Origin of the sequence: Pseudomonas sp. GV071, from assembly GCF_003050835.1 — a bacterium.
Lineage (GTDB): Bacteria > Pseudomonadota > Gammaproteobacteria > Pseudomonadales > Pseudomonadaceae > Aquipseudomonas.
Genome location: NZ_QAOJ01000020.1, coordinates 23,573 through 45,679 on the forward strand (window position 1 = coordinate 23,573; position 22,107 = coordinate 45,679).

The window sequence follows — 22,107 nt, forward strand, 5'->3', positions numbered from 1 at the left end:
GCAATATCGACACCCTGGACTGAACAGGTATTCCCATGAGCACTGAAAAATCGGCGGCCACCCTCAAGACCGACCGCCTGATCGCCGAAGCCCAACGTAGCCGCGAAGAAGGCTACCGCGCCAAAGCACTGAAGATGTACCCGCACATCTGTGGCCGCTGCCAGCGCGAGTTCGAAGGCAAACGCCTGAGCGAACTGACCGTGCACCACCGCGACCACAACCACGACAACAACCCGCAGGACGGCTCCAACTGGGAGCTGCTGTGCCTGTTCTGTCACGACAACGAACACTCGCGCTACACCGACCAGCAGTACTTCAGCGAAGGCTCCACGGCCAGCCCGACCGGGCCGAAAGTGACGCACAAGGCGTTCGCCGACCTGGCCGCGCTGCTGAAAAGCAAAGAGTAAATAGCCGCCCCTCTTACATGAATAAGGCCGCTTGAAACGTAGCGAGCGATGGGTAGGCAAGGCGAAAACAGGTGAAAAAGCGGAGTTGGCTGTAGCCAATGAGCATTTTGAGAATGTTTTCAACGCAGCCTAACCGAGCGCAGTAGTTTTCATGGGGCCTGGAGATATACGTGGCTAATCGTCGTTACAGTTGCATCGGCCTGTTCAACCCCAAGTCCCCAGATAACGTCGGCGCCGTGATGCGCGCCGCCGGCTGCTACGGCGTCAACTCGGTGTTCTACACCGGCAAGCGTTACGCTCGCGCCCAGGAGTTCGCCACCGACACGAAGATGGTCCACCAGGACATCCCGCTGATCGGCATCGAAGACCTGCAAAGCATCATTCCCCTGGGCTGCACGCCGGTGGCAGTGGAACTGGTGGAAGGCGCCAAGCCGCTGACCGAATACACCCACCCGGACCGCGCCATCTACATCTTCGGCCCCGAAGATGGCTCACTGGGCAAAGAGGTGTTGGCCTGGTGTGAAGAGGTGATCTACATCCCCACCAATGGCTGCATGAACCTGGCGGCGACCGTTAACGTGGTGCTGTACGACCGCCTGGCGAAAGGCCTGAATACCAAGTCCGGGCCGTTGTTTGGTAAGTCGTTTCAGTCCTGAAATAGCCAAGCCGACATCTTCACAGGTTCGCCGCTATTCAGACGCTTTGAGCAACGGCGTATCCAGCACACTCGAGCTGCCGCCCAGCACCTCTTCACTCAAGCTGATGAAGTCTTTGGTGCTGACCGCATCCATGCGCATCAAGCCGCGGCTGACGTCGTCCAGCGAACGTTTGTTGTCGGTGCCTTTGCGGATTTCGCGGTCGAGGTCTTGCAGCAACAGCACCGCCCGCGCCGTGGTGCGGCCGCTGACGCTGTTGCCGCGCAGCGTGTCGACCTTGCGGCTCCACTGTTTGAGGTTGGCGTTCACCGCCTTGTAGCGTTCCTCGCTCATGCCACCTGCGCGGTGCACCAACTCGATGGCGTAGTACTCGGCCAGGCCTTCGCTGATCCAGTCGCTTTTATCGGTGTCGCGGATACGGCTGAACACATGCACCAGTTCGTGCACCAAGGAACTGGTGCCGTTCTCGCTGACCAATGGGCGGTCGGCGTGCATGAACAACGAGTTGGAGGCCGACAGGCCGCCGCGCCACATCGGGTTGCCGGCGCCGACCACCAGCAGCTTGGCCGGGTCGCGGGGGAATACGCTCTGCACCTGCGGCCAGACGAAGGTGAGCATGGTCAGCACGTCCATGCGGCGCATGCCAGCACCCACTGGCGCGGCCACGGTGACTTCGGTTTCGCCCAGCTTGGCGCGGCGGGTGCCAATTTTGCCGGCGAGAATCCAACCAGTTGGACGGTCCAACAGGCGCGACGGGTTGTCGATGCGAAAGCGGTTCTTGCCGATGCGCGGCCAGCCAGTTTCGACACTCTTCCAGCCCTTGGGCAATTCGAATTGCAGGCGCGACACCAACTCGGTGCCGTCGTGCTGATCGAGCTTGGCGCTGGGCACCAGGTCATCGCCACGCAACAGCGCCCAGTCGGCGGTCATCCGCGCGTCGTAGCTGGTGGTTTTACCGTCGGCTGACGGCCTTGGGTGGCTGATGCGCACGCGGTAGGTGAGGCTGGTCTTGCCCTTGCCCGGCTGCCACACGCCCTGCTGCGTTTCGCCGGTTTGCGCGTTGCCAAGCTGCCAGGTGCCGTCGGTTTTGAAGTCGCTGTAGTAGCCTTTTTTCCCCAGGTTGAAGCTCAAGCTGCGCACCGCGGCGCCCTCTTCCAGGGTCAGGCGCACTTCGGCCTGGTCGCTGTCGGGGAGGAAACGCACGGTGTAATCGAGGTCGACCTTTTCCACCGCCAATAGCGGGGAGCTGCAGGCCAGCAGTGCGACAGAAAGGAGCAGACGGAGTCGGATGGGCATCAAAAACAAGTCCTTGTAACGCGGCGCGGTAATTCCCTATGACCGGCCTGATTTCGTTTGATTCACCGAGCTCTCGCCCGTTGAGCGCAGCGAAGCCCAACGCTGCACAGCCTCAGCCGGAGCGGAAGATCATATAGTCTTCCCAGTCGTCTTCAGCGACGGCGGTCTCACTGAGCATAGTGCCGACCTGGGAAATGCCGGCGTTGTGGACCATTTGCGGGTCACCGCACACCAGCGGGTGCCAGCTTTCCAGGTCTTTGCCTTCGGCCACCAGGCGGTAACCGCAGGTGGGTGGCAGCCATTGGAATTCGCTGGCCTGCCCCGGAGTGAGCTGGATGCAGTCAGGTACGAACTGGCGACGGTTGGCGTAGTTGCTGCACTGGCAGGTTTTCAGGTCCAGCAGTTTGCAGGCGATGCGTGTGTAGTACACGCTGCCGTCGTCTTCATCTTCGAGCTTTTGCAGGCAGCACAGGCCGCAGCCGTCGCACAGCGATTCCCACTCGTCCTGATCGAGCTGGTCGAGGGTTTTGCGTTTCCAGAAAGGTTGGACGATGGCGGCCATGGCAAGGTACGGATTCGTAAATGGGCTGAGCTGAAGCGCGGCAGTCTAGCGCCTGCCCGGGCACCGGCCAAGGCCGCATTGCCAAACGGTTGCAGGCCCTTTGACGGGCCTGCGAACCAGTCTTGCCTCTCTGCTCTCAATAGCCTTTGGAAAAGTCCACTTCGCCGCGCAACGGTTCGCCGTTTTGATAGCGCTGCAGATTGTCCAGAAACAGCTGTGCCATCAAAGGCGGCAAGGTCGGCGCCGAGCTGTGGCCGGTGAGCAGCAGGCCAAACGCGGTCCAGAACGGATGCCGCGCCGGCAACGGCTCCTGACGGCAGACGTCAATGATCGCGCCGGCCAAGTGACCTTCGCGCAAGGCCGCGACCAGATCTGCATCGACCACCGCCACACCGCGCCCGGCGTTGATGAACAGCGCAGTCGGCAGGAAACGGGCAAACAGCGCGGCATCGTAGATATCGTGGGTGCTCGGCGTATCCGGCAGCAGGTTGATTACGTAGTCAGCATGGCCCACCAGACGCGGCAACTCGTCCATCGCCGCGACTTCCTTGAACGGCGGCAGATCACGGGCCGAGCTGGCCACGCCGTACAGCTCCACGCCAAACGCGGCGAGAAACTGCGCCACGCTCAGGCCGATCTCACCGGTACCGACAATCAGCACCCGCCGCCCGGCCAGGCTATGCGGGGCGTGGTTATCCCAGCGACGCTCCACCTGAGCGGCCAGGCGCGCCAGCACTTCGCGCTCGTGGGCGAGCATATAGGTGAGCAGGTACTCGGACATCACCTGGCCAAAAATCCCTACCGCGCGGGTCAGGCGGTAGTCGGTGGGCAGGTCTTTTTGCAGCAACGGCGTGATACCCGCCCAGGTCGACTGGAACCACTGCGGTTGGTGGCCCTTGCGCAACACAGTGGCGAGCAGGCCCGGCTCACCCAGCCACACCTCACAGCCCGGCGCCAGCTGCGCCAATGTACTGGGATCGTCGCTGATCACCAGGTCCAGATCGGGTTGAGCGGCACGCAGCAGGTCGGCATACAGAGCGTGGTCATGTTCAGCAAGTAAAACGCGCATGGGGCAGGAAAACCTTCAAACACGGCGCTGCCACTCTGAGTAGCAGCTCCTTAAGACAGAAAAATACGGTGGGATTGCCGGGACTCCGCCCGGCTTTTCTTTTTGCTTTAACGCGTCTTCCAACTTACTGGGCTAGGGCCCAGGAAGTCGCTTTACACCGGATCGTTGCGGCGCAGAAGCTCTTCGGGAAGATGCTGGATGTACTCGTCTTCGGCCGGCGGCATCTGCAGGTGATAGCCCTGCTTTTCCAGATTGGCGAGGACGACCGTGATGTCTTCCCTGGCCAACGCACGCTCCGGGCTCAGCACCAGATCAAACGTATGCCGGGGCGCACCGAAGGCCACCAGCAACGACTCCGGCACTTTTTTCAAGGCATCGGCCTTGAGCACGTAGAGGTACATCTCGTTTTTTTTCGGGCTGCTGTAAATCGAGCAAATCTTTTTCATGCCTGTTGTTCCTGGGTGTACGCGGCCAGGCTGTCGAGCAGCTCCTGGCCCATCAATTCACGGCGCCAACCGCGCAGGGAATCGGGCAGTTGGTACGGACCATTGGGGTAGCCGCTTTTCAGCAGGGCTTCGAGCACTTTCTTGCGCAGCATGATTTCCGGGGCGATATCCAGGCGCTCGGCCTCCGCCTGGCCAATGGCGCGCAGCACCTTGAGCAAGGCTGCGGCTTCCACCGGTAGCGGCTCGGGGATGGGCTCGGGCCACTCCTCGGCCGGTTTGGCGGCCGCCTGCTTGATCAGGCCAAGGAGGAACTCGCCGTCCTGACGCACGGTTTTCGGGTGCATGTCTTCGATGCGCGCCAGGGCGACCAGGTTGTCCGGTTGGGTGCGGGCCATCGGCCACAGCGAGTTTTCGCGGATCACCCGGTTGCGCGGCTGGTTGCGCAGGCGCGCCTGCTGCTCGCGCCAGGCATAGAGTTCGCGTAGCACGGCGAGTTTGGCCGGGGCCAGTTTCCAACCGAGCTTGGCGTCGCGGTAGACCTCATTGGGGTCGATCTCGCGGCGCAGGTTGGCGACCATTTCTTCGCCATCCTCCAGCACCCAGTTGAACTTGTCCGGCGCCAGGCGCGCGCGCAGGGCCTGATAGACCTCGGCCAGATGCAGCACGTCTTCGGCGGCATAGCTGACCTGGGTTTCCGACAGCGGCCGCTGCAGCCAGTCGGAGCGGGTTTCGCCCTTGGGCAGGTCGATGTCCAGCACGCTCTGCACCAGGCGCGAGTAGCCCATGGAAAAACCGATATTGAGGTAGGCCGCGGCGATCTGGGTATCGAACAACGGTAACGGCAAGGTGCCGGTGAGGCGTGAAAACACTTCGAGGTCTTCGCTGCACGCATGCAGGACCTTGAGCACAGCCGGGTCCGCCAGCAGCTCGGCGAAGGCGTCCCAGCTCTGAATCAGCAGCGGATCGATCAGATAAACCTGGCTGCCGTCACACACCTGCAGCAGGCCCGCGATGGGGTAGAAGGTGTCGACCCGCATGAATTCGGTGTCGAGGGCCACGTACGGCAGACGCCGCCATTCAGCGCACAGGTGCGCCAAGCTGGCGTCATCGCGGATCCAATTGATGTCGATGGCCACATGCCTCTCCTTAAAGTTGCCGCGCAGTATATATCGAGCCTGGCTATGACCGGTGATTCGGCCGGTGATTCACGGCTTGCCCTGCGTTATCGGCGCTCCTATGCTGCCGTCGTTTTGTCCGACAATAATCAGAACAAGGATATGTCATGAAAAAGCTTCTGGGCCTGGTGGCCCTGCTATTGGTCATTGCTGTGGTCTATGTGCTGGCCAAACCCAGCCCGATCGACCCACTGGCCTGGACCCCGCCCCACGAACCGGCAATGACCGGTGTGCTGGAGCCCAACGACGCGCTGATGAAGGCCGAGCTACTGGCCAAAGGGCAGGTACACGGCCCTGAAGACACCGCCGTCGACGCCGAGGGTCGCGTCTATGGCGGCACCCATGACGGCAAAATCATTCGAGTGAAAACCGACGGCACGGTGGAAACCTTCGCCGACACCAAAGGCCGCCCGCTGGGCATGGACTTCGACGCCAAGGGCAACCTGATCGTCGCCGACTCCTATAAAGGCTTGCTGAGCATCGACCCCCAAGGCCAGATCAGCGTGCTCAGCACCGAAGCCGGCGGCGTGCCGTTCCGCTTCACCGACGACCTGGATATCGCCAGCGACGGGCGCATCTACTTCTCTGATGCGTCGAGCAAATTCGAACAGCCGGACTACCTGCTCGACCTGCTCGAAGGCCGCCCCTATGGCCGCCTGCTGCGCTACGACCCGGTGAGCAAGACCACCGACGTGCTGCTCAAGGACCTGTATTTCGCCAACGGCGTGGCCCTGTCGGCCAAGGAAGATTTCGTTCTGGTCAACGAAACCTACCGCTACCGCATCAGCCGCCTGTGGCTCAAAGGCCCGAAAACCGGCACCCATGACATCTTTATCGACAACCTGCCGGGCATGCCCGACAACCTCCAAGGCGACCGTGCCGGCACCTTCTGGGTGGCCCTACCCACTCCACGTAAAGCCGACGCCGACTTCCTCCAGGGCCAGCCCTGGCTAAAAGCGCAAATGGCCAAACTGCCGCGCAGCCTGTGGCCGAAACCGGCCAAATACGGCCTGGCGATTGCCATCGACGAACAAGGCAAGATCACCCGTAGCCTGCACGACACCAGCGGCAGCAACTTGCGCATGGTCACCTCGGTCAAACCGGTGGGCGGCTACCTGTACTTCGGCAGCCTGGACAACGACCGCATTGGCAAGCTGAAGATCGACTGAGTCAGGCGCCAACTTCTGCGTTTATGATGGGCGCCCCGATTTATCTCAGGTGCCCACCATGCCCCTCGCGCAACTGATTACCCCTAGCGAACTGGCCAGCCGCCCGGCCGGCCCTGATCGCCTGATTCTCGACTGCCGCTTTGCCCTCGACGACCTGGCCTACGGCCAACGCAGTTATGCCGAGGGGCATATTCCCGGCGCCGTATTCGCCGACCTTGAACAGCACCTGTCCGGCACCATCGTCAAAGGCCGCACCGGCCGCCACCCGCTGCCCAACCCACAAACACTCAGCCAACAGCTTCGTGCCTGGGGCCTGAACACCGCCAGCGAAGTAATCCTGTATGACGACGGCCCCGGTGCCTTCGCCGCCCACGCCTGGTGGTTGCTGGCGTGGTTGGGCAAGCGCGACAACGTCTACCTGCTGGATGGCGGTTTGAAAGCCTGGAAAGAAGCCGGCCTGCCGCTGAACCAAGCGTTGCCCGAGCGCGCTGCTGGCGACTTTGCCGGCCAAGCCGATGACCGCCTGGTGATCCGCGCCGAGCAGCTGGAAATCCTCCTCGGCGACCCGGAACTGACCCTGATCGATGCCCGCGCCCTGCCGCGTTTCAAAGGTGAAATCGAACCCATCGACCCGGTGGCCGGCCATATTCCCGGCGCGCAGTGCGCCGTATTCACCGACAACCTGGGCAGCGATGGGCGTTTTCTGCCCGCCGAGCAATTGCACGCCCGCTTCGCCGCGTTGCTGGGTGAGCGCTCGGTCGACGGCCTGGTGGCCTACTGCGGCTCTGGCGTGACGGCCTGCCACAACCTGTTCGCCCTGAGCCTGGCTGGCTACCCCTTGGCGCCGCTGTATGCCGGCTCGTGGAGCGAGTGGATCACCGATCCCGATCGTCCAATCGCTACGGGCGAGTGAGCACGGCCCGTGGGAGCGGCTTCAGCCGCGATGCTCTTGAAAAATCAAATGCATCGCGGCTAATCGGAATGCCACCCTGCCGCTCCTACACAGACCAGCAAATCGCTCTAAAACCTCGTTTTAAGTACGGCGAGGCATATACAGCCATAAACAAAGCCGCAAATGATTTAAAAACAGCCCTTTACAGCACAATGGTCTGACTATGCTTCAACAGGAGCGGCTAACCCCGCTCCCGGTGGGGCCTTTTCGAAAATTCGTTTCAACACCGCTGCCAGGCGCCAAGGTCCCACCGGTCACTTCTTTTCAGAGGTATCTATGGGCATCGCCGCCAGTGAGTTATGCCAACACGTTATCCGCCCTACCCTCCTCTACCTGGATCGCCACAGCCCGTGCGCCGAATCCTTTCTGCTCTGCGCTGCCGCTTGTCAGTCCGCGCTTGGCTCGGCGCTGGATGACCAAGCTGGTCACGGCCTGTACCGAATCGCCGATTTGCGTCACCAAATGTTCTGGGATCAGCACTTGGCGCTCGATCCGGAACTGGCCAGCCGGGTTCGCGGCCTGGCCAGTCAACATGCATTTCTGGCGGCACCGCACCTCGAACTGACGGTCAACCTGCGCTACGCCACGGCGATTGCCTGGCTCATGGTCGAGGCGCAAAGCCCCAATCTGCCTGAGGTTGACGACATAATGGGCATGGCCCAGGTGTGGCAACAAGTGTTCCAGCCCCAGGGGCGGCTGCGCGATTTCAGTCGGGCATGGCATCACTACGTAGCAAAAGCGCAACAAGCCGCCTGAAATCTTCCTGGAACCATCCGGCAAAAGTACGCTCGTACAAGATTGCCGACGTTGCCATCACTTTGCCTCAAATTGTCCGACAATTGGCCGCAAAGTGGCGTTCTTGAGCAACTGGCCAGGTAATTCAAATCCTGATAATTTCCGCCCCCCGTACAAAAATACAACAGGACTTTCCGATGAAACACGCCTGGTTCAAGACCACCCTAGCCCTGACCATTTCTGCCGCCTCCAGCTACTCCCTCGCTGGCGGTTTTGCCCTCAACGAACAAAGCATCAGCGGCATGGGCTCTTCCTTCGCTGGGCGTTCGTCCTCGGCCGACGATGCCACCACCCTGTTTGGCAACCCGGCTGGCATGTCGCGCCTGAAGCGTCAGGAAGTCAGCGTTGGCGCCGCCGCCATCATGGCGAAAACCGATATCAGCCACACCAGTGGCTCCACCTCCGGCAGCAACGATGGCGACATGGTTCCCTTCACTGCCGTGCCGATGGGCTACTACGTCAACCCAGTTAACGATCAGTGGACCTTCGGCGTCGGCGTGTACGCCCCGTTTGGCCTGATCACCGACTATGAAGGGGGCTTCCAGGGCCGCAAATTCGGCGACTACAGCGAAGTGAAAGTGGTTACCGTGCAGCCGACTGTGAGCTTTCGCGTCAACGATCAGCTGTCCATTGGTGGTGGTCCAACCATCAACCGTATCGACGGCAAGCTGGAAAGCGCTCTGGGTAGTCTGAACCCGACGCTGGGCGACAGCCGTGTGAAAATCAAAGGCGACGACACTGCCGTCGGCTACAACATCGGCGCTCTGTACGAATTCACCCCGCATACCCGCGCTGGCGTGACCTACCACTCCAAGGTCAAGTACAAACTGGAGGGTGACACCACCATCTCCGGTAATGACCCCATCTACACATCGCTGGGCGCCTACGGTAAATACGATGCGTCGCTGGACCTGACCACCCCGGAATCGGTTGATGCCTCGATCACCCATGACATCGACGATGCCTGGACCGTCTACGCCGGTAGCACATGGACCCGTTGGAGTCGCCTGAAAGAAATCACCGTTGAAAACGACGGCGTCAAAGGCCCAACCGCGACCACCTTCTCCACCATCACTGAAGAACAGAACTGGCATGACACCTGGGGTTACGCACTGGGTACGGCCTACAAACTGAGCCAACAGTGGACGTTGCGTGCTGGCCTGGCGTTCGACCAAAGCCCGACCAACAACGCCAACCGCTCGCCACGTATCCCGACTGGCGACCGTACCGCTGTCAGCTTCGGTGTGGGCTGGAACCCGACTGAAGACCTGACCGTTGATTTGGCCTACTCCTACCTGTGGGAAGAAGACACCAAGATCGACGACGCACAGTCCGGTAAAGGCAGCTACAGCGCCACCTACGAAAACAGTGCACACGGTTTCGGTACTCAGGTTTCGTACCGCTTCTAACTCGTTTTTCGTAGACCGAACTCGCCCTCCTACGGGGGCGAGTTTTTTTTGGGCTGAGTTTTGGCCCCATATTCACACCACAAAAGACGCTTGGCCTTACAGCCCGCCGCTCTATAATCGCCCCCTTGCGTGATGGAGGCCTACATGAGCGCGATCCAAATCAAGTCCCCCGCCCTTACCCTCAAAGCCGGCAGCAAAGCCCTGGCGCGTATTCGCGAGCGCGGTTTGCAGCCTGCTGATGTCGGCATCCTGCCCGGCGCTGCAGGCGGCCCGAAAGCCCTCGGTATTCAAGGCCTGGACCTGGCGTTGTTCGGCGATTGGCTGCCGCGTGCGCCGCGCCAACGCTCGTTGATCGGCGCCTCCATCGGCTCCTGGCGTTTCGCCAGTGCCTGCCTGCCCGATGCCGCTGCCGGCATCCAGCGCCTGGGCGAGCTGTATACCCAGCAGCGATTTGCCAAGGGCGTGACCATGGCCGAGGTGTCGCAAAGCTGCGTGCGCATGCTCGACGACCTGCTCGACGGCCAGGACGCCCACGTGCTGAGCAACCCGCACTACAGCCTGAACATCATGGTGGTGAAAAGCCTCGGCCTGCTCGCCCATGATCGGCGTGGCGCACTGGGCCTGGGCTTGTCCTCGGTGATCGGCAACAACCTGCTTGGCCGCCCGCGCTTATCGAAGCATTTCGAGCGGGTGATTCTGCATGACGCCCGCAGCCTGCCGCCGCTCAATGCCTTGAGCGACTTCCCCTCGCGCCTGCTGCACCTGGATGCCGGCAACCTGCGCCATGCGCTGCTGGCCTCCGGTTCGATTCCGATGGTGATGGAAGGCGTGCGTGATATTCCCGGCGCCGGCGCCGGTACTTACCGCGATGGCGGCCTGCTCGATTACCACCTCGACCTGCCCTACAGCGGCGATGACCTGGTGCTCTACCCACACTTCACCGACAAAGTGATTCCCGGCTGGTTCGACAAGGGCCTGCCGTGGCGCAAAGGCGACAGCGGGCGCCTGCAGAACGTATTGCTGCTGGCGCCGTCGCGGGAATACCTGGCCAAGTTGCCCCACGGCAAGCTGCCCGACCGTAAGGACTTCAGCCGTTACCTGGGCGATGACAGCGGCCGCGAACGCTACTGGCGCGCCGCCATGGACGCCAGTCGGCGCCTGGGCGACGAGTTCCTTGAGCTGGTCGACAGCAACAAACTCGGCGAGCGCCTGCAAGCCCTTTAAAAACGCACTACACCAAGGACGGTCATGAAGCTTGCAGTTGCCATCATCCATGGCATTGGCACCCAACCCGCGCAACTCGATGCCGAAGGGCATCACCTGTTTGCCCAGCCACTGATCGCCGCCCTGCGCCTGCGCCTGGGCGCCGAGGCGGATCAGGTGGCGTTTCAAAGTCTGTACTGGGCCAACGTGCTCGATGACCGCGAGTTCGCCTACCTGGAAAAACTCAAGGAGGAGCCCGTGACCTGGCGCTGGTTGCGCCGCGCCGTCACCCTGTTTCTTGGCGATGCCAGCGGCTACCGCAAGGTCAGCGAGGCCTACGACACCACCTACCAGGAAGTGCATCAGACCGTGCGCCAGGGCCTGCAGGCGCTGCGCGCCAAGGTCGGCGCGCAGACGCCGCTGGTGGTATTAGCGCATTCGCTGGGCGGGCATATCTTTTCCAACTACGCCTGGGATCAGCAGCAGCTCAACAGCACACCAAGCTGCGCGCTGGACCCCTTTCTGGGCCTGGAAACCCTGGCCGGGCTGGTGACCTTCGGCTGCAATATTCCGCTGTTCACCTTCGCCTACAACCCGGTACTGCCCATCCGTTTTCCCGGCCACTGCCTGAGCGCAACCGTGCGCGAGCAAGCACGCTGGCTTAACCTCTACGCACCGGCCGACGCCCTCGGTTACCCGCTGCGGCCGCTGCCCAACTATGCTGCGGTGGTTAGCGAGGACCGCGCCATGGCCGTCGGCCCCTGGTACAAACGGCACACGCCCTTGAGTCATATGGAGTATTGGAACGATGGTGGTTTTCACACCTATGTGGCGGATTATCTGCATCAGCTGCTGCCTGTTTGCAGCGACTGAAAGCCAGGCTGCACTCAACCCGCAGAGCCAGGAAGAAGTCGGCAAACTGCTGGTTTTCGTGGAAAGCAGCGGCTGCAGTTTTATCCGCAATGGCAGCGCCTACGACGGCAAGGAAGCGCGCATGCACCTGCAACAGAAGCTCGACTACCTGGAAAACAAAGGCCTGGTGGATAGCAGCGAAGACTTCATCAAACGCGCCGCCACCGGCAGCAGCATCAGTGGCAAGCCGTACAGCGTGGACTGCAATGGCCAGCAGCAACCGTCAGCGGATTGGTTGAATGGGGAATTGCAACGGATTCGTCAGCCCTGAATCAAAACCCTCTCCCCAGCCCTCTCCCGCAAGCCGGCAGAGGGCTGGGAGAGGGTTGCAGGTATCGCGTTACTCAAGCGTCCCCGCCGGGCCAAAGAACTCGTAATAGCACTGCTCCGCCGGCACGCCCAGGCCGCGCAAACTGCGGTTCACGTGCGCCATAAACGGTTGTGGCCCGAGGAAATACGCATCCAGGTCCAGCTCCTGCGGCAGCCAGCGCGCCAGCCGTTCTTCGGTGAGAAAACCGCTGTCCACATGCAGGTCTTCATCGCGCGGTTCGCTGTAGCAGTAGAAGCGCTTGAGCTGCGGATGCGCCTCAGCCTTGCTCGCCAGCCACTCCTGAAAAGCATGTACGCCGCCGTGGCGGGCGCAGTGGATAAAGTGGATATCGCGACCGGTATCCAGTGCCTGCTCCAACATCGCCAGCGCCGGAGTGATGCCGACACCCGCAGTAATTAGTGCCAATGGTTTTTCGGACGCACGTAAGGTGAAGGCCCCCGCCGGTGGGAACAGTTCCAGGCTGTCGCCAACCTGCAACTGCTCATGCAGGTAACCCGACACCCGCCCACCCTTTTCGCGTTTGACGCTGATGCGGTACTCACGTTGGTTCGGCGCCGCCGACAGGGAATAGTTGCGGCGCAAATCGTCGCCATCGATCTCGATGCGCAAACCGATGTACTGACCCGGCTCGAAATCCATCAGCGCGCCACCATCGGCTGGCACGAAGTAGAACGAGGTGATTTCCTCGCTCTCCACTACCTTGCTCGCCAGGCGGAACTGACGACCACCGCGCCAGCCACCGTCGGCCTGCTCGCGTTCGCTATACATCGTTTCTTCGATGCCCATCAGCAGGTTGGCCAATTGCTGGTACGCGGCGCCCCAGGCGTCTATCACCTCATTGGTAGCCACCTCGGCGCCGAGCACTTCGCGAATGGCCTGCAGCAGGCAGCTGCCAACGATCGGGTAGTGCTCGGGCAGAATTTGCAACGCCACGTGTTTGTTGACGATCTGCCCTACCAGGGGGCCGAGTGCGTCCAGCCGGTCGATGAACTTGGCGTACATCAGCACCGCATTGGCCAGGGCGCGGGCTTGGGCGCCGCTGGCTTGGTGGGTCTGGTTGAACAGCGGGCGTACCTCGGGGTAGTCGCGCAGCATGGTGGAGTAAAAGTGCGAGGTCAGCGCTTCACCGCCGGACTCCAACAAGGGCACGGTGGCTTTGATCAACGCGGTCTGCGGGGCACTGAGCATGTGTTCTCTCCTGGATCGTGGTAGGGTTTCTGCCAGTGCTTATTCCAGTATTCATGCCAAGTTTTTAATCTTTTATTTTCAATGACTTATGTTTTTTATAAGTCATATAGACACGAGTCACCATGACTCACAGAGGGTCGAAATGACTGCAAATTCCTTGCTCAGCGCCTTTCTTCCCCTGGTCGCCGACCTGTCCCGCGAGTTGCCCGAAGGCGAACGTTATCGACGCCTGCTGGATGCCCTGCGCGAACTGCTGCCCTGCGATGCCACCGCGCTGCTGCGCCTGGAAGGCGATCAACTGGTGCCGCTGGCCGTTCACGGCCTGAGCGTCGACACCCTCGGCCGCCGCTTCAAAGTGGCTGAGCACCCGCGACTCAAGGCTTTACTGGAAAATCGTTTACCCACCCATTTCGCTGCCGACAGCGACCTGCCCGACCCCTATGACGGCCTGGTCGACGGCGTTCACGGCCACCTGGAAGTGCACGACTGCATGGGCTGCTCGCTGTACCTCGACGAGCGCCCCTGGGGCGTGCTGACCCTCGATGCGCTGGACGCTGAATGTTTCAGCCCCGCTGACCTCAGCACCCTGGCGGCGTTTTCCAGCCTGGCCGCGGCCACCGTCAAAGCTGGCGAGCGCATCAGCAGCCTGGCCCGCGATGCCCATGACCAGCACCAGCTGGCCGAGGTCTACAAACAGGCGGCCGGGCAAGCACAAGCCAAGGAAATGATCGGCCAGAGCCCTGCGCACAAACGCCTGGTGGAAGAAATTGCGGTGGTCGGCAACAGCGAACTGAGCGTGTTGATCAGCGGTGAAACCGGGGTCGGCAAAGAGCTGGTGGCGCAGGCCATCCATGCGCAATCGCCGCGCGCCAAGGCGCCGATGATCAGCCTCAACTGCGCCGCTCTGCCAGAAACCCTGGTGGAGAGCGAGCTGTTCGGCCATGTGCGCGGGGCGTTTTCCGGGGCGGTGAACGAGCGCCGCGGCAAGTTCGAACTGGCCGACGGTGGCACCCTGTTTCTCGATGAATTGGGCGAGCTGCCGCTGCCGGTGCAAGCCAAGTTGCTGCGCGTACTGCAAAGCGGCCAGTTGCAACGGGTGGGCTCGGACAAGGAGCACCACGTCAACGTGCGTGTGCTGGCTGCCACCAACCGCGATCTGGCCGAAGAAGTGCGCGCCGGGCGCTTCCGAGCCGACCTCTACCACCGCCTGAGCGTGTACCCACTGCGGGTGCCTCCGCTGCGCGAACGCGGCCGCGATGTGTTGTTGCTGGCCGGCTATTTTCTTGAAGACAACCGCCCACGCCTGGGCCTGCGCAGCCTGAGGCTGGCCGCCGATGCCCAGGCCGCGCTACTGGCTTACGACTGGCCGGGCAATGTGCGCGAACTGGAACACCTGATCGGCCGTGCCTCGCTCAAAGCCCTGGCCGCCTGCAGCGAACGGCCGCGGATTCTCAGCCTGCAGGCCGCCGACCTGGCTCTGCCGAACAGCGCTACCCAGAGCAGCCCAATCGCACCCGTCCTGCCCGAGGTCGAAGGCGCCATTGGCGATCTTCGCCAACACCTGGATGACTACCAACGCCTGCTGATCAGCGCCTGCCTGGAGCGTCATCAAGGCAGTTGGGCCAGCGCCGCCCGCGAACTGGGCCTGGACCGCGCCAACCTCAGCCGCCTGGCCAAGCGCTTGAACCTCAGAGCCTGATGCCGCTCGGCGCTTCCTGACCGCGAAGACAAGCGCGCCACGGGTAATGCCCGGCCTGAGCTGGTAGACTCGCCCGTCATTTTTCGGCCAGTCACTTTTCAGAGCGTTACGTCGTGGAACTGTTTAAAGAATTCATCTTCGAAGCCGCACACCGTCTGCCCCACGTGCCTGCCGGGCACAAATGCGGGCGCCTGCATGGTCACTCGTTCCGGGTGGCGATCTATATCGAGGGTGACGTGGACCCGTACACCGGCTGGATTCGCGACTTTTCCGAGATCAAGGCGATCTTCAAGCCGCTGTACGAACAGCTCGACCACAACTACCTGAACGACATTCCCGGCCTGGAAAACCCCACCAGCGAAGTGCTCAGCAAATGGATCTGGCAACAGCTCAAGCCCTTGCTGCCGGAGCTGTCGCGGGTACGGATTCACGAGACCTGCACCAGCGGATGTGAATACCGCGGGGATTGATGGCAGCGACCCGTAGGAGCGGCTTCAGCCGCGATGCTCTTGAGACCGCGAATGCAGGAATCGCGGCTGAAGCCGCTCCTACAAGAGCTCTACGCAACGACTTGATTGCGCCCAAACGCCTTGGCTTCATACAGCGCCCGGTCCGCGCGCTCGTACAGCACACTGAAATCGCCCTCCTCGGCCGGCAGTAAACACGCCACCCCCACCGACATGGTCACGCTCTGCGCGGTGGTCGAGCGCTCGTGGCGAATGCCGAGTTTTTCCAGCGCCGCCCGCAAGGCCTCAGCACGTTCGCGCGCCTGCGCGTCGGTGATGTCGTAAAGCAACACGGCGAACTCCTCGCCGCCCAAACGCACCGACATATCGAGCGGCCGCCGCGCCGCGTCAGCGAGCACCCCGCCGACCCGCTGCAGTACGTTGTCGCCGGCCTGGTGGCCGTAGCAGTCGTTGTAGGCTTTGAAGTGGTCGATGTCGCACAGCAGCAACGCCAGCGACTGGCTTTCACGCTGCGCCTGGCGCCATAGGCGTTCCAACTGACGGTTGAAACTGCGGCGGTTGTGCAAACCGGTGAGGCTGTCGTGATCGGCCAGCACGCGCATCAGGCGGCTGACCAGGAAGTGCTCGCGGGATTTGAACTCCAGCAGGTAACAGCCCACCGCCCCCATCAGGTTGCCGAACAGCAGAAACAGCGCGTTGTTGATCAGCCGCGGAATCGGCAAGCCGGCCAGCAACTCGAGAAACACATAGGCCAGCAGCACCAGCATCGAGGTGGCAATCGCCTCGGAGAGCCGCAAGCCCACCAGAAAGTAAGCGGCCATACAGACCAGCAACAACCCTTCATAGGGGTAAGTGGTGTCGACCGTGTGAGCAATCGCCACCACCGCCGCGGCACCGAGGCCCAGGCCGCCGATACAGGTCAGGCTAAGCGGCACCAACAGGTGCACATGCTTGCGTTGCAGCACCAGAAAGCCACAGACAATCAGCATCGCCAGCACACTGAAACGCACGCCCTGCATCCACCACAGTTGCGGGCCCTGGATCAGGGAAAAATCGAGAACAGCGAACGCCAGCCACAGCACCATGCCGACACTCAAGGCAATGCGCTTGAGGTCGAAGCTGTCTTCGCTCATGTATTGGCGGTATTCAAGTTCCAGCGGACGCACGAAGCGCAACAGGCGAAAGCCCAGGGACAACTGGTCGGCATAAGGATTGGGGCGGACATCGTCCAGCCAGGCGTGATGGAGCGTCACCCGTTACCTCTTCTCTTCGTAGGGAGGCTTTTTGACACCATAGCCGCAGTCAGTTCAGGGAACAAGCTTGGCGATTTGTTGGCGCCATAACTTTGTCAGCCTGAAGAGCGATGTTTTTAAACCTCGAACTCAGCCTGCAACGCCGCGCGCACGCAATACAACACGCCTTCCGACACCCGCCCGGCGAACTGTTCGGCAATCGCCGTTACGGCAGGCAATTCGCCGTCGGCATCGAGGAACGCATCCTGAATTTCACCGAGCAACTCCGTTGGCAGATCCAGCGCCTGTTCAAGTGACAGCTGCTGGCGGCCGATGGCTTCGGCAAGCAGGCTGTAGACGTTCTTCTCGGTGCACTTGAGCTGGCTGGCGATCTGCTGCGGGGTCATACCAGCGCGGGCCAGGCTGACCAGTTCGTGACGGATATCGACCACCACCGGCGCCGTTTCCGCTGCGCCGCTGAGCACTTCGAGGAAGGCAGCGCCATAACGCTCCAACTTGCGCGCACCCACACCACTGACCTCGGCCATTTCTGCCAGCGAGCCGGGTTGGCTGCGGAGCATTTCCAGCAGCGTCGAGTCGGGGAAGATCACATACGGTGGCACCGCATGTTCCTCGGCCAGCTTGCGCCGCAGGGCGCGCAAGGCTTCCCACTGCTCGCGCTCGTCCGCGCGTACCAGTTGGCTGGCCGAGCTGCCGCCCGACGACGAGCCTTTGGCCGCCAGTTGCGGTTTCAGGTCGCGGCGCAGCTCCAGGCTCACTTCACCGCGCAGCAACGGCCGGCAGGTTTCGCTCAGGCGCAGGCCGCCATAGCCCTCAAGGTCGACATCAGCCAGACCGCGCGCCACCAGTTGGCGGAACAGCGAACGCCACTCACCTTCGCTCAGCGCTTTACCCATGCCGAACACCGACAGGTGCTGGTGGCCGCTGCTGCGTACTTTGTCGTTGTCACGGCCCAGCAGCACGTCCACCAGGTGGCCGACGCCATACCGCTGGCCACTGCGGAACACCGCCGACAGCGCCTGACGCGCAGGCTCGGTGGCGTCCCAGGTCTGCACGTTGTCGATGCAGTTGTCGCAATGCCCGCACGGGTTCGGCAACTCTTCATCGAAATACTTCAGCAGCGCCTGACGACGGCAACGAATCTGCTCACACAGCGCCAGCATGGCGTCGAGCTTGTGCTGTTCCAGACGCTTGTGGCGCTCGTCGCCCTCGGAGCTTTGCAGCATCTGCTTGAGGGTGATCACGTCCTGCAGGCCGTAGGCCATCCAGGCATCCGCCGGCAACCCATCGCGGCCGGCGCGACCGGTTTCCTGGTAATAGGCCTCAAGGGATTTCGGCAGGTCGAGGTGGGCGACAAACCGCACGTTGGGTTTGTCGATGCCCATGCCAAAAGCGATGGTCGCCACCATGATCAGGCCTTCCTCGTTGAGGAAGCGTTTCTGGTGGTAGGCGCGCAATTCGTGGGGCAGCCCGGCGTGGTAAGGCAACGCGGGGAAACCTTCGGCGCTGAGGAAGGCGGCAACTTCTTCGACCTTCTTGCGCGACAGGCAGTAGACGATACCGGCATCGCCCTTGCGCTCCTTGAGGAAGGCCAGCAACTGCTTGCGCGGCTGCTCCTTGGGCACGATGCGGTAGAAAATATTCGGTCGGTCAAAGCTCGACAGAAACCGCTCGGCGTTTTGCAGGTGCAAACGGGTGACGATTTCTTCGCGGGTACGCATGTCCGCCGTAGCGGTCAGGGCAATGCGCGGCACATTGGGGAACAGCGCGGCGAGCTGACCCAGTTGCAGGTATTCGGGGCGGAAGTCATGGCCCCATTGCGACACGCAGTGCGCTTCGTCGATGGCAAACAGGGCGATGTCCAGGTCCTGCAGGAACTCCAGCATGCGTGGCTGCACCAGGCGCTCCGGGGCCACGTAGAGCAGCTTGATTTCGTTGCGGCGAATGCGGTCGGCGATCTGCCGTTGCTCGGCAGCGCTCAGGGTTGAGTTCAGTGCCACGGCCGCCACACCGAGCTCGTCAAGGGTGGCGACCTGATCTTCCATCAGCGCAATCAGCGGCGACACCACCACCGCCAGACCAGGACGCAGCAGCGCCGGCACCTGGAAGCACAGCGACTTGCCGCCACCGGTGGGCATCAGGACCAGGGCGTCGCCACCGCTGGCTACGCGCTCGATGATCGCACCCTGACGCCCACGAAAGCTGTCGTAGCCAAAGACGTCTTTAAGGATGCGCAGAGCCGGTTCGAGCATATAAACCCCAAGCTGTTGCAGAAGTGCAGGCGGAAAAGCGCCGCAGTATACGTCAGCGCCCCTCCGCAATGGACGACGCCCATCGGTGATTGCCCGCGGAAAAATCTTGCAAAGCCGCAGAGCGCGCGAAAAAAATCTGCCAAGAGCGCCGCGCCAGCAGGCTATACAGGCTAAAATCCTGCGCATTCAGTCCTATTAGGTAGTGCCGTAATGTCCTTCGCCGCGCAATTGACCCGCCTGCAAGCCTTTCTCGACGCCGATGAGCTGCATGAGGAAGCCCTGGACTACGTGGCTGCCCACGGTTTTCTGACGGCGTTGTCGATCTGCACCGTGGACGTTCCCGAACGCGAGTGGATCGACGCGCTGTTCTCTGAAGCCCCGCACTACCGTGACGACGCCGAGCGCGACGAAATCGAAGCCACCCTGATTCAACTCAAAGCCCACATCGGCCGCATGCTCGCCGCCGACGACGACCTTGAGCTGCCGTGCGAACTGGATCTGGGCGAAGAGCCGGACGACTCGGATATCCGCGGCTGGTGCATCGGTTTCATGGAAGGCGTGTTCATGCGCGAAGCCGCCTGGTTCGAAACCGCCGAAGAAGAAGTCAGCGAGCTGCTGCTGCCGATCATGGTCGGTTCCGGCCTGTTCGACGAAGAAGCCGAGTTCGCCGACATCGCCAAAGACGCCGACCTGATGGACGACATGGTCGAGCAGATCCCCGAAGCCCTCACCGCCCTCTTCCTGCTCTGCCAAGCCCCCGACGAAAAACCCGCGCTGCTCAAACCTCGCCACCACTGATTCTGGGCCGAGTGTGACGCGCCAAGTCCACGAAAACCGCAACCCCGCCGTACGCTACGCCCTGCTGACCCTTGGTTGGCTGAGCGTGGTGTTGGGTGTGGTCGGAATTTTTCTGCCGGTACTGCCGACCACGCCGTTCCTGTTGCTGGCGGCTGCCTGTTTTGCCCGCAGCTCCGAACGGTTCTACCGCTGGCTGGTCGACCATCCCAAGCTCGGCCCGTGGATTCGCGACTACCTCGACGGCAACGGTATTCCACTCAGGGGCAAGGTCTACGCCATTGGCCTGATGTGGCTGAGCATCAGTTTTTCCTGCTACCTGGTGCCGATGTTCTGGGCTCGCACCTTCATGCTTACCAGCGCGGTGTGCGTGACGATTTATATCGTGCGGCAGAAGACCCTGCAGCGCTGATCCTCAGCCGCCCTGCGGACTACGCTTGCGCCAACAACGGCTCAACGTTTTGCTCGATCTCTTCACCATTGGCCGCCAAGGCGACGCACAGCGCGTACTCACTCTGCAGATTCATCCAGAACTGCGCGGTGGTATCGAAGTAGCGACCCAGTCGAATCGCTACATCCGCCGTCACGCCACGGCGCTCACGGACAATGTCGTTGATCGTCGGTGTCGAGACGTGCAAGGCACGCGCAAGCGCAGTCGGGGTGATACCCAGCGGCTGGAGAAACTCTTCGCGCAGAACCTCGCCCGGGTGAATAGCGCGCATCCCGTTAACAGGCATGGTCGACCTCCTCAGTGATAATCGACGATTTCAACATTTTCGGAACCCGCCTGCGTCCAGACAAAGCAGATGCGGAATTGACCATTGATCCTGATGCTGTGTTGACCCGCTCTATTGCCCTGCAGCGCCTCCAGCATATTGCCGGGCGGCGCCTTCAAGTCGCGAAGCTCAACAGCCGCATGCAACATAACGAGCTTGCGAGTGGCGGCGTTGAGGATATTGCCCCAGCGCCTGGAGCGGCCTGTCGCAAACAGCAGCTCAGTGTCCTTACAAGCAAAGTTCAGGATCACGCTTTAATCCTTAACGTTAAGCGTTAATTTAGTATTGGCCACTCCTGAGTCGCGGTCAACCACCAGGAAGCCAACCCGAAGTAAAGGCGGCAGATTGCCGGTGGTCTGCCGAAGCGGGTAGTCAAATGGGATGCACGGTCATCGCAGCGAATCAGGCGCTCCCCCCCCCCCTTTTAGGAGCGGCTTCAGCCGCGATGCTTGGGCTTCTGAGCACGGAGGAATCAAGGCAGAAGCCGCCCCTACAAAAAACCCCGCAAGCCGCTGAAATTTTCCCAGCGCAGCTACAGCAAATTCCCCGTCAACTGCCTAGAATCACTCCATCTTCGGCGGAGACGCGACATGCAGCTTCGGCAGCGCAATCAAGGACGACTCGGGCGCCTGCCTCTGGCACGCGTCGGCCTGTCGTTGCTGCTGGCGCTGTTGGTGGGGGTAGCCAGTGTCTATGCCAATTGGGACTTCGCCGTCATCCTCAAAACGGCCGAGAGCCGCTACGGCAAGTTGGGTGACGCGAAGGAGCGTATCGTCGCCTGGAGCGACTTGATCAACGCCAGCGGCGAGCTGCCGGAAAACGAAAAACTCGCTGTGGTGAACAAGTTCTTCAACCGTGAACTGCGCTTTGTCGACGATGCACGCAACTGGCGCCAGGAAGACTACTGGGCCACGCCGCTGGAGGCGCTGGTCAAAGGCGCCGGCGATTGTGAGGACTATTCCATCGCCAAATATTTCACCCTGCGCCGCCTGGGTATTCCCAGCGAAAAGCTGCGCATCACGTACGTTAAGGCGCTGAACTACAACCAGGCGCACATGGTCCTGACCTACTACTCCAGCCCCACGGCGCAGCCGCTGGTGCTGGACAATCTGATCGGCGATATTCGCCCCGCCTCGCAACGCAAAGATCTATTACCGGTGTATTCCTTCAATGCCGAAGGTCTGTACCTGCCGGGTTCCACTGGCAAACGTAGTGACACCAAAAAGCTTTCGCGCTGGCAGGACTTGTTGAAAAAAATGAATGCCGAAGGCTTTGCCGTTGGTGAGGGTTAGGAG

Annotated in this window: 24 protein-coding genes; 14 read left to right on the forward strand and 10 right to left on the reverse strand. The window is 61.6% G+C overall.

Annotation, left to right across the window (positions count from 1 at the left end; all coding sequences use genetic code 11):
- Positions 1–35 precede the first annotated feature (35 nt).
- A complete protein-coding gene (locus tag C8K61_RS26100) occupies positions 36–407 on the forward strand; it encodes a YajD family HNH nuclease (protein WP_108099891.1) in 372 nt (123 codons plus the stop codon).
- A 170-nt stretch (positions 408–577) separates the two neighbouring features.
- The gene (locus C8K61_RS26105) at positions 578–1,063 is read left to right on the forward strand and encodes an RNA methyltransferase (RefSeq protein WP_108099893.1); all 486 of its coding nucleotides are present in this window, start codon (positions 578–580) and stop codon (positions 1,061–1,063) included.
- Positions 1,064–1,096: 33 nt separating this feature from the next.
- On the opposite strand, the gene C8K61_RS26110 is transcribed toward C8K61_RS26105, so the two are convergent.
- From C8K61_RS26110 to rnd, 5 genes are all read right to left on the reverse strand, one after another.
- A complete protein-coding gene (locus C8K61_RS26110; RefSeq protein WP_256589563.1) occupies positions 1,097–2,359 on the reverse strand; it encodes a hypothetical protein in 1,263 nt (420 codons plus the stop codon).
- A gap of 112 nt (positions 2,360–2,471) precedes the next feature.
- On the reverse strand, positions 2,472–2,921 hold the full coding sequence (locus tag C8K61_RS26115) for a YcgN family cysteine cluster protein (RefSeq protein WP_108099895.1): 450 nt from the start codon (positions 2,919–2,921) through the stop codon (positions 2,472–2,474).
- A gap of 136 nt (positions 2,922–3,057) precedes the next feature.
- Entirely contained in the window at positions 3,058–3,990 is a 933-nt protein-coding gene (locus C8K61_RS26120) for a D-2-hydroxyacid dehydrogenase (RefSeq protein ID WP_108099897.1), read from the reverse strand.
- A 152-nt stretch (positions 3,991–4,142) separates the two neighbouring features.
- On the reverse strand, positions 4,143–4,436 hold the full coding sequence (locus C8K61_RS26125) for a YcgL domain-containing protein (protein ID WP_108099899.1): 294 nt from the start codon (positions 4,434–4,436) through the stop codon (positions 4,143–4,145).
- The gene (gene rnd / locus C8K61_RS26130) at positions 4,433–5,572 is read right to left on the reverse strand and encodes a ribonuclease D (RefSeq protein WP_108099901.1); all 1,140 of its coding nucleotides are present in this window, start codon (positions 5,570–5,572) and stop codon (positions 4,433–4,435) included. The genes C8K61_RS26125 and rnd overlap by 4 nt, the downstream gene beginning before the upstream one ends.
- 146 nt (positions 5,573–5,718) lie before the next feature.
- Between rnd and C8K61_RS26135 the strand changes: the two genes are divergently transcribed.
- The 7 genes from C8K61_RS26135 to C8K61_RS26165 all read left to right on the forward strand — a co-directional run bounded on the left by C8K61_RS26135 (position 5,719) and on the right by C8K61_RS26165 (position 12,322).
- Entirely contained in the window at positions 5,719–6,780 is a 1,062-nt protein-coding gene (locus C8K61_RS26135) for an SMP-30/gluconolactonase/LRE family protein (protein WP_108099903.1), read from the forward strand.
- Between the two features lie 58 nt (positions 6,781–6,838).
- Positions 6,839–7,693 carry a sulfurtransferase gene (locus tag C8K61_RS26140; protein WP_108099905.1) on the forward strand — a complete coding sequence of 285 codons (855 nt, stop codon included), beginning with the start codon at positions 6,839–6,841 and terminating at the stop codon, positions 7,691–7,693.
- A gap of 315 nt (positions 7,694–8,008) precedes the next feature.
- The gene (locus C8K61_RS26145) at positions 8,009–8,488 is read left to right on the forward strand and encodes a hypothetical protein (RefSeq protein ID WP_108099907.1); all 480 of its coding nucleotides are present in this window, start codon (positions 8,009–8,011) and stop codon (positions 8,486–8,488) included.
- Positions 8,489–8,664: 176 nt separating this feature from the next.
- Entirely contained in the window at positions 8,665–9,936 is a 1,272-nt protein-coding gene (locus C8K61_RS26150) for an OmpP1/FadL family transporter (RefSeq protein ID WP_108099909.1), read from the forward strand.
- Between the two features lie 144 nt (positions 9,937–10,080).
- On the forward strand, positions 10,081–11,160 hold the full coding sequence (locus C8K61_RS26155; protein WP_108099912.1) for a hypothetical protein: 1,080 nt from the start codon (positions 10,081–10,083) through the stop codon (positions 11,158–11,160).
- Between the two features lie 24 nt (positions 11,161–11,184).
- A complete protein-coding gene (locus C8K61_RS26160; protein WP_108099914.1) occupies positions 11,185–12,012 on the forward strand; it encodes a hypothetical protein in 828 nt (275 codons plus the stop codon).
- A complete protein-coding gene (locus C8K61_RS26165; RefSeq protein WP_178086511.1) occupies positions 11,966–12,322 on the forward strand; it encodes a DUF5329 domain-containing protein in 357 nt (118 codons plus the stop codon). The genes C8K61_RS26160 and C8K61_RS26165 overlap by 47 nt, the downstream gene beginning before the upstream one ends.
- 69 nt (positions 12,323–12,391) lie before the next feature.
- On the opposite strand, the gene hmpA is transcribed toward C8K61_RS26165, so the two are convergent.
- Complete coding sequence (gene hmpA, locus C8K61_RS26170) at positions 12,392–13,570, reverse strand: NO-inducible flavohemoprotein (RefSeq protein WP_108099916.1); 1,179 nt, start codon at positions 13,568–13,570, stop codon at positions 12,392–12,394.
- A gap of 142 nt (positions 13,571–13,712) precedes the next feature.
- Here hmpA and norR point away from each other — a divergent pair, with 142 nt between their 5' ends.
- Positions 13,713–15,269 (forward strand): nitric oxide reductase transcriptional regulator NorR, encoded by a 1,557-nt coding sequence (norR, locus tag C8K61_RS26175; RefSeq protein WP_108099918.1) that lies wholly within the window; start codon positions 13,713–13,715, stop codon positions 15,267–15,269.
- Positions 15,270–15,382: 113 nt separating this feature from the next.
- On the forward strand, positions 15,383–15,739 hold the full coding sequence (gene queD / locus C8K61_RS26180) for a 6-carboxytetrahydropterin synthase QueD (protein ID WP_108099920.1): 357 nt from the start codon (positions 15,383–15,385) through the stop codon (positions 15,737–15,739).
- Between the two features lie 89 nt (positions 15,740–15,828).
- Here queD and C8K61_RS26185 read toward each other — a convergent pair whose 3' ends face one another.
- Together C8K61_RS26185 and recQ are read right to left on the reverse strand one after the other, a co-directional pair.
- A complete protein-coding gene (locus C8K61_RS26185; RefSeq protein WP_108099922.1) occupies positions 15,829–16,989 on the reverse strand; it encodes a diguanylate cyclase in 1,161 nt (386 codons plus the stop codon).
- Positions 16,990–17,105: 116 nt separating this feature from the next.
- Positions 17,106–19,241 carry a DNA helicase RecQ gene (recQ, locus tag C8K61_RS26190; protein WP_108099924.1) on the reverse strand — a complete coding sequence of 712 codons (2,136 nt, stop codon included), beginning with the start codon at positions 19,239–19,241 and terminating at the stop codon, positions 17,106–17,108.
- Between the two features lie 210 nt (positions 19,242–19,451).
- Here recQ and C8K61_RS26195 point away from each other — a divergent pair, with 210 nt between their 5' ends.
- Entirely contained in the window at positions 19,452–20,039 is a 588-nt protein-coding gene (locus C8K61_RS26195) for a YecA family protein (RefSeq protein ID WP_108099926.1), read from the forward strand.
- Positions 20,040–20,052: 13 nt separating this feature from the next.
- Positions 20,053–20,448, forward strand: coding sequence for a YbaN family protein (locus C8K61_RS26200; RefSeq protein ID WP_108099928.1), 396 nt, complete (start codon positions 20,053–20,055; stop codon positions 20,446–20,448).
- Positions 20,449–20,467: 19 nt separating this feature from the next.
- Here the strand turns inward: C8K61_RS26200 and C8K61_RS26205 are convergent, their stop codons facing one another.
- On the reverse strand, positions 20,468–20,773 hold the full coding sequence (locus C8K61_RS26205) for a HigA family addiction module antitoxin (protein WP_108099930.1): 306 nt from the start codon (positions 20,771–20,773) through the stop codon (positions 20,468–20,470).
- Between the two features lie 11 nt (positions 20,774–20,784).
- A complete protein-coding gene (locus C8K61_RS26210; RefSeq protein ID WP_108099932.1) occupies positions 20,785–21,063 on the reverse strand; it encodes a type II toxin-antitoxin system RelE/ParE family toxin in 279 nt (92 codons plus the stop codon).
- Between the two features lie 339 nt (positions 21,064–21,402).
- Between C8K61_RS26210 and lapG the strand changes: the two genes are divergently transcribed.
- Positions 21,403–22,104, forward strand: coding sequence for a cysteine protease LapG (gene lapG / locus C8K61_RS26215; protein WP_108099934.1), 702 nt, complete (start codon positions 21,403–21,405; stop codon positions 22,102–22,104).
- Positions 22,105–22,107: the final 3 nt, after the last annotated feature.

Excerpts from the sequence above, each read along its gene's own strand:
- C8K61_RS26195 (WP_108099926.1), top strand. The coding sequence starts at position 19,452 with ATGTCCTTCGCCGCGCAATTGACCCGCCTGCAAGCCTTTCTCGACGCC.
- recQ (WP_108099924.1), bottom strand. The coding sequence starts at position 19,241 with ATGCTCGAACCGGCTCTGCGCATCCTTAAAGACGTCTTTGGCTACGAC.
- C8K61_RS26145 (WP_108099907.1), top strand. The coding sequence starts at position 8,009 with ATGGGCATCGCCGCCAGTGAGTTATGCCAACACGTTATCCGCCCTACC.
- C8K61_RS26115 (WP_108099895.1), bottom strand. The coding sequence starts at position 2,921 with ATGGCCGCCATCGTCCAACCTTTCTGGAAACGCAAAACCCTCGACCAG.
- C8K61_RS26205 (WP_108099930.1), bottom strand. The coding sequence starts at position 20,773 with ATGCCTGTTAACGGGATGCGCGCTATTCACCCGGGCGAGGTTCTGCGC.
- C8K61_RS26125 (WP_108099899.1), bottom strand. The coding sequence starts at position 4,436 with ATGAAAAAGATTTGCTCGATTTACAGCAGCCCGAAAAAAAACGAGATG.
- C8K61_RS26140 (WP_108099905.1), top strand. The coding sequence starts at position 6,839 with ATGCCCCTCGCGCAACTGATTACCCCTAGCGAACTGGCCAGCCGCCCG.
- C8K61_RS26160 (WP_108099914.1), top strand. The coding sequence starts at position 11,185 with ATGAAGCTTGCAGTTGCCATCATCCATGGCATTGGCACCCAACCCGCG.
- C8K61_RS26135 (WP_108099903.1), top strand. The coding sequence starts at position 5,719 with ATGAAAAAGCTTCTGGGCCTGGTGGCCCTGCTATTGGTCATTGCTGTG.
- C8K61_RS26165 (WP_178086511.1), top strand. The coding sequence starts at position 11,966 with ATGTGGCGGATTATCTGCATCAGCTGCTGCCTGTTTGCAGCGACTGAA.
- C8K61_RS26110 (WP_256589563.1), bottom strand. The coding sequence starts at position 2,359 with ATGCCCATCCGACTCCGTCTGCTCCTTTCTGTCGCACTGCTGGCCTGC.
- norR (WP_108099918.1), top strand. The coding sequence starts at position 13,713 with ATGACTGCAAATTCCTTGCTCAGCGCCTTTCTTCCCCTGGTCGCCGAC.
- C8K61_RS26100 (WP_108099891.1), top strand. The coding sequence starts at position 36 with ATGAGCACTGAAAAATCGGCGGCCACCCTCAAGACCGACCGCCTGATC.
- C8K61_RS26150 (WP_108099909.1), top strand. The coding sequence starts at position 8,665 with ATGAAACACGCCTGGTTCAAGACCACCCTAGCCCTGACCATTTCTGCC.
- hmpA (WP_108099916.1), bottom strand. The coding sequence starts at position 13,570 with ATGCTCAGTGCCCCGCAGACCGCGTTGATCAAAGCCACCGTGCCCTTG.
- lapG (WP_108099934.1), top strand. The coding sequence starts at position 21,403 with ATGCAGCTTCGGCAGCGCAATCAAGGACGACTCGGGCGCCTGCCTCTG.
- C8K61_RS26155 (WP_108099912.1), top strand. The coding sequence starts at position 10,081 with ATGAGCGCGATCCAAATCAAGTCCCCCGCCCTTACCCTCAAAGCCGGC.
- C8K61_RS26120 (WP_108099897.1), bottom strand. The coding sequence starts at position 3,990 with ATGCGCGTTTTACTTGCTGAACATGACCACGCTCTGTATGCCGACCTG.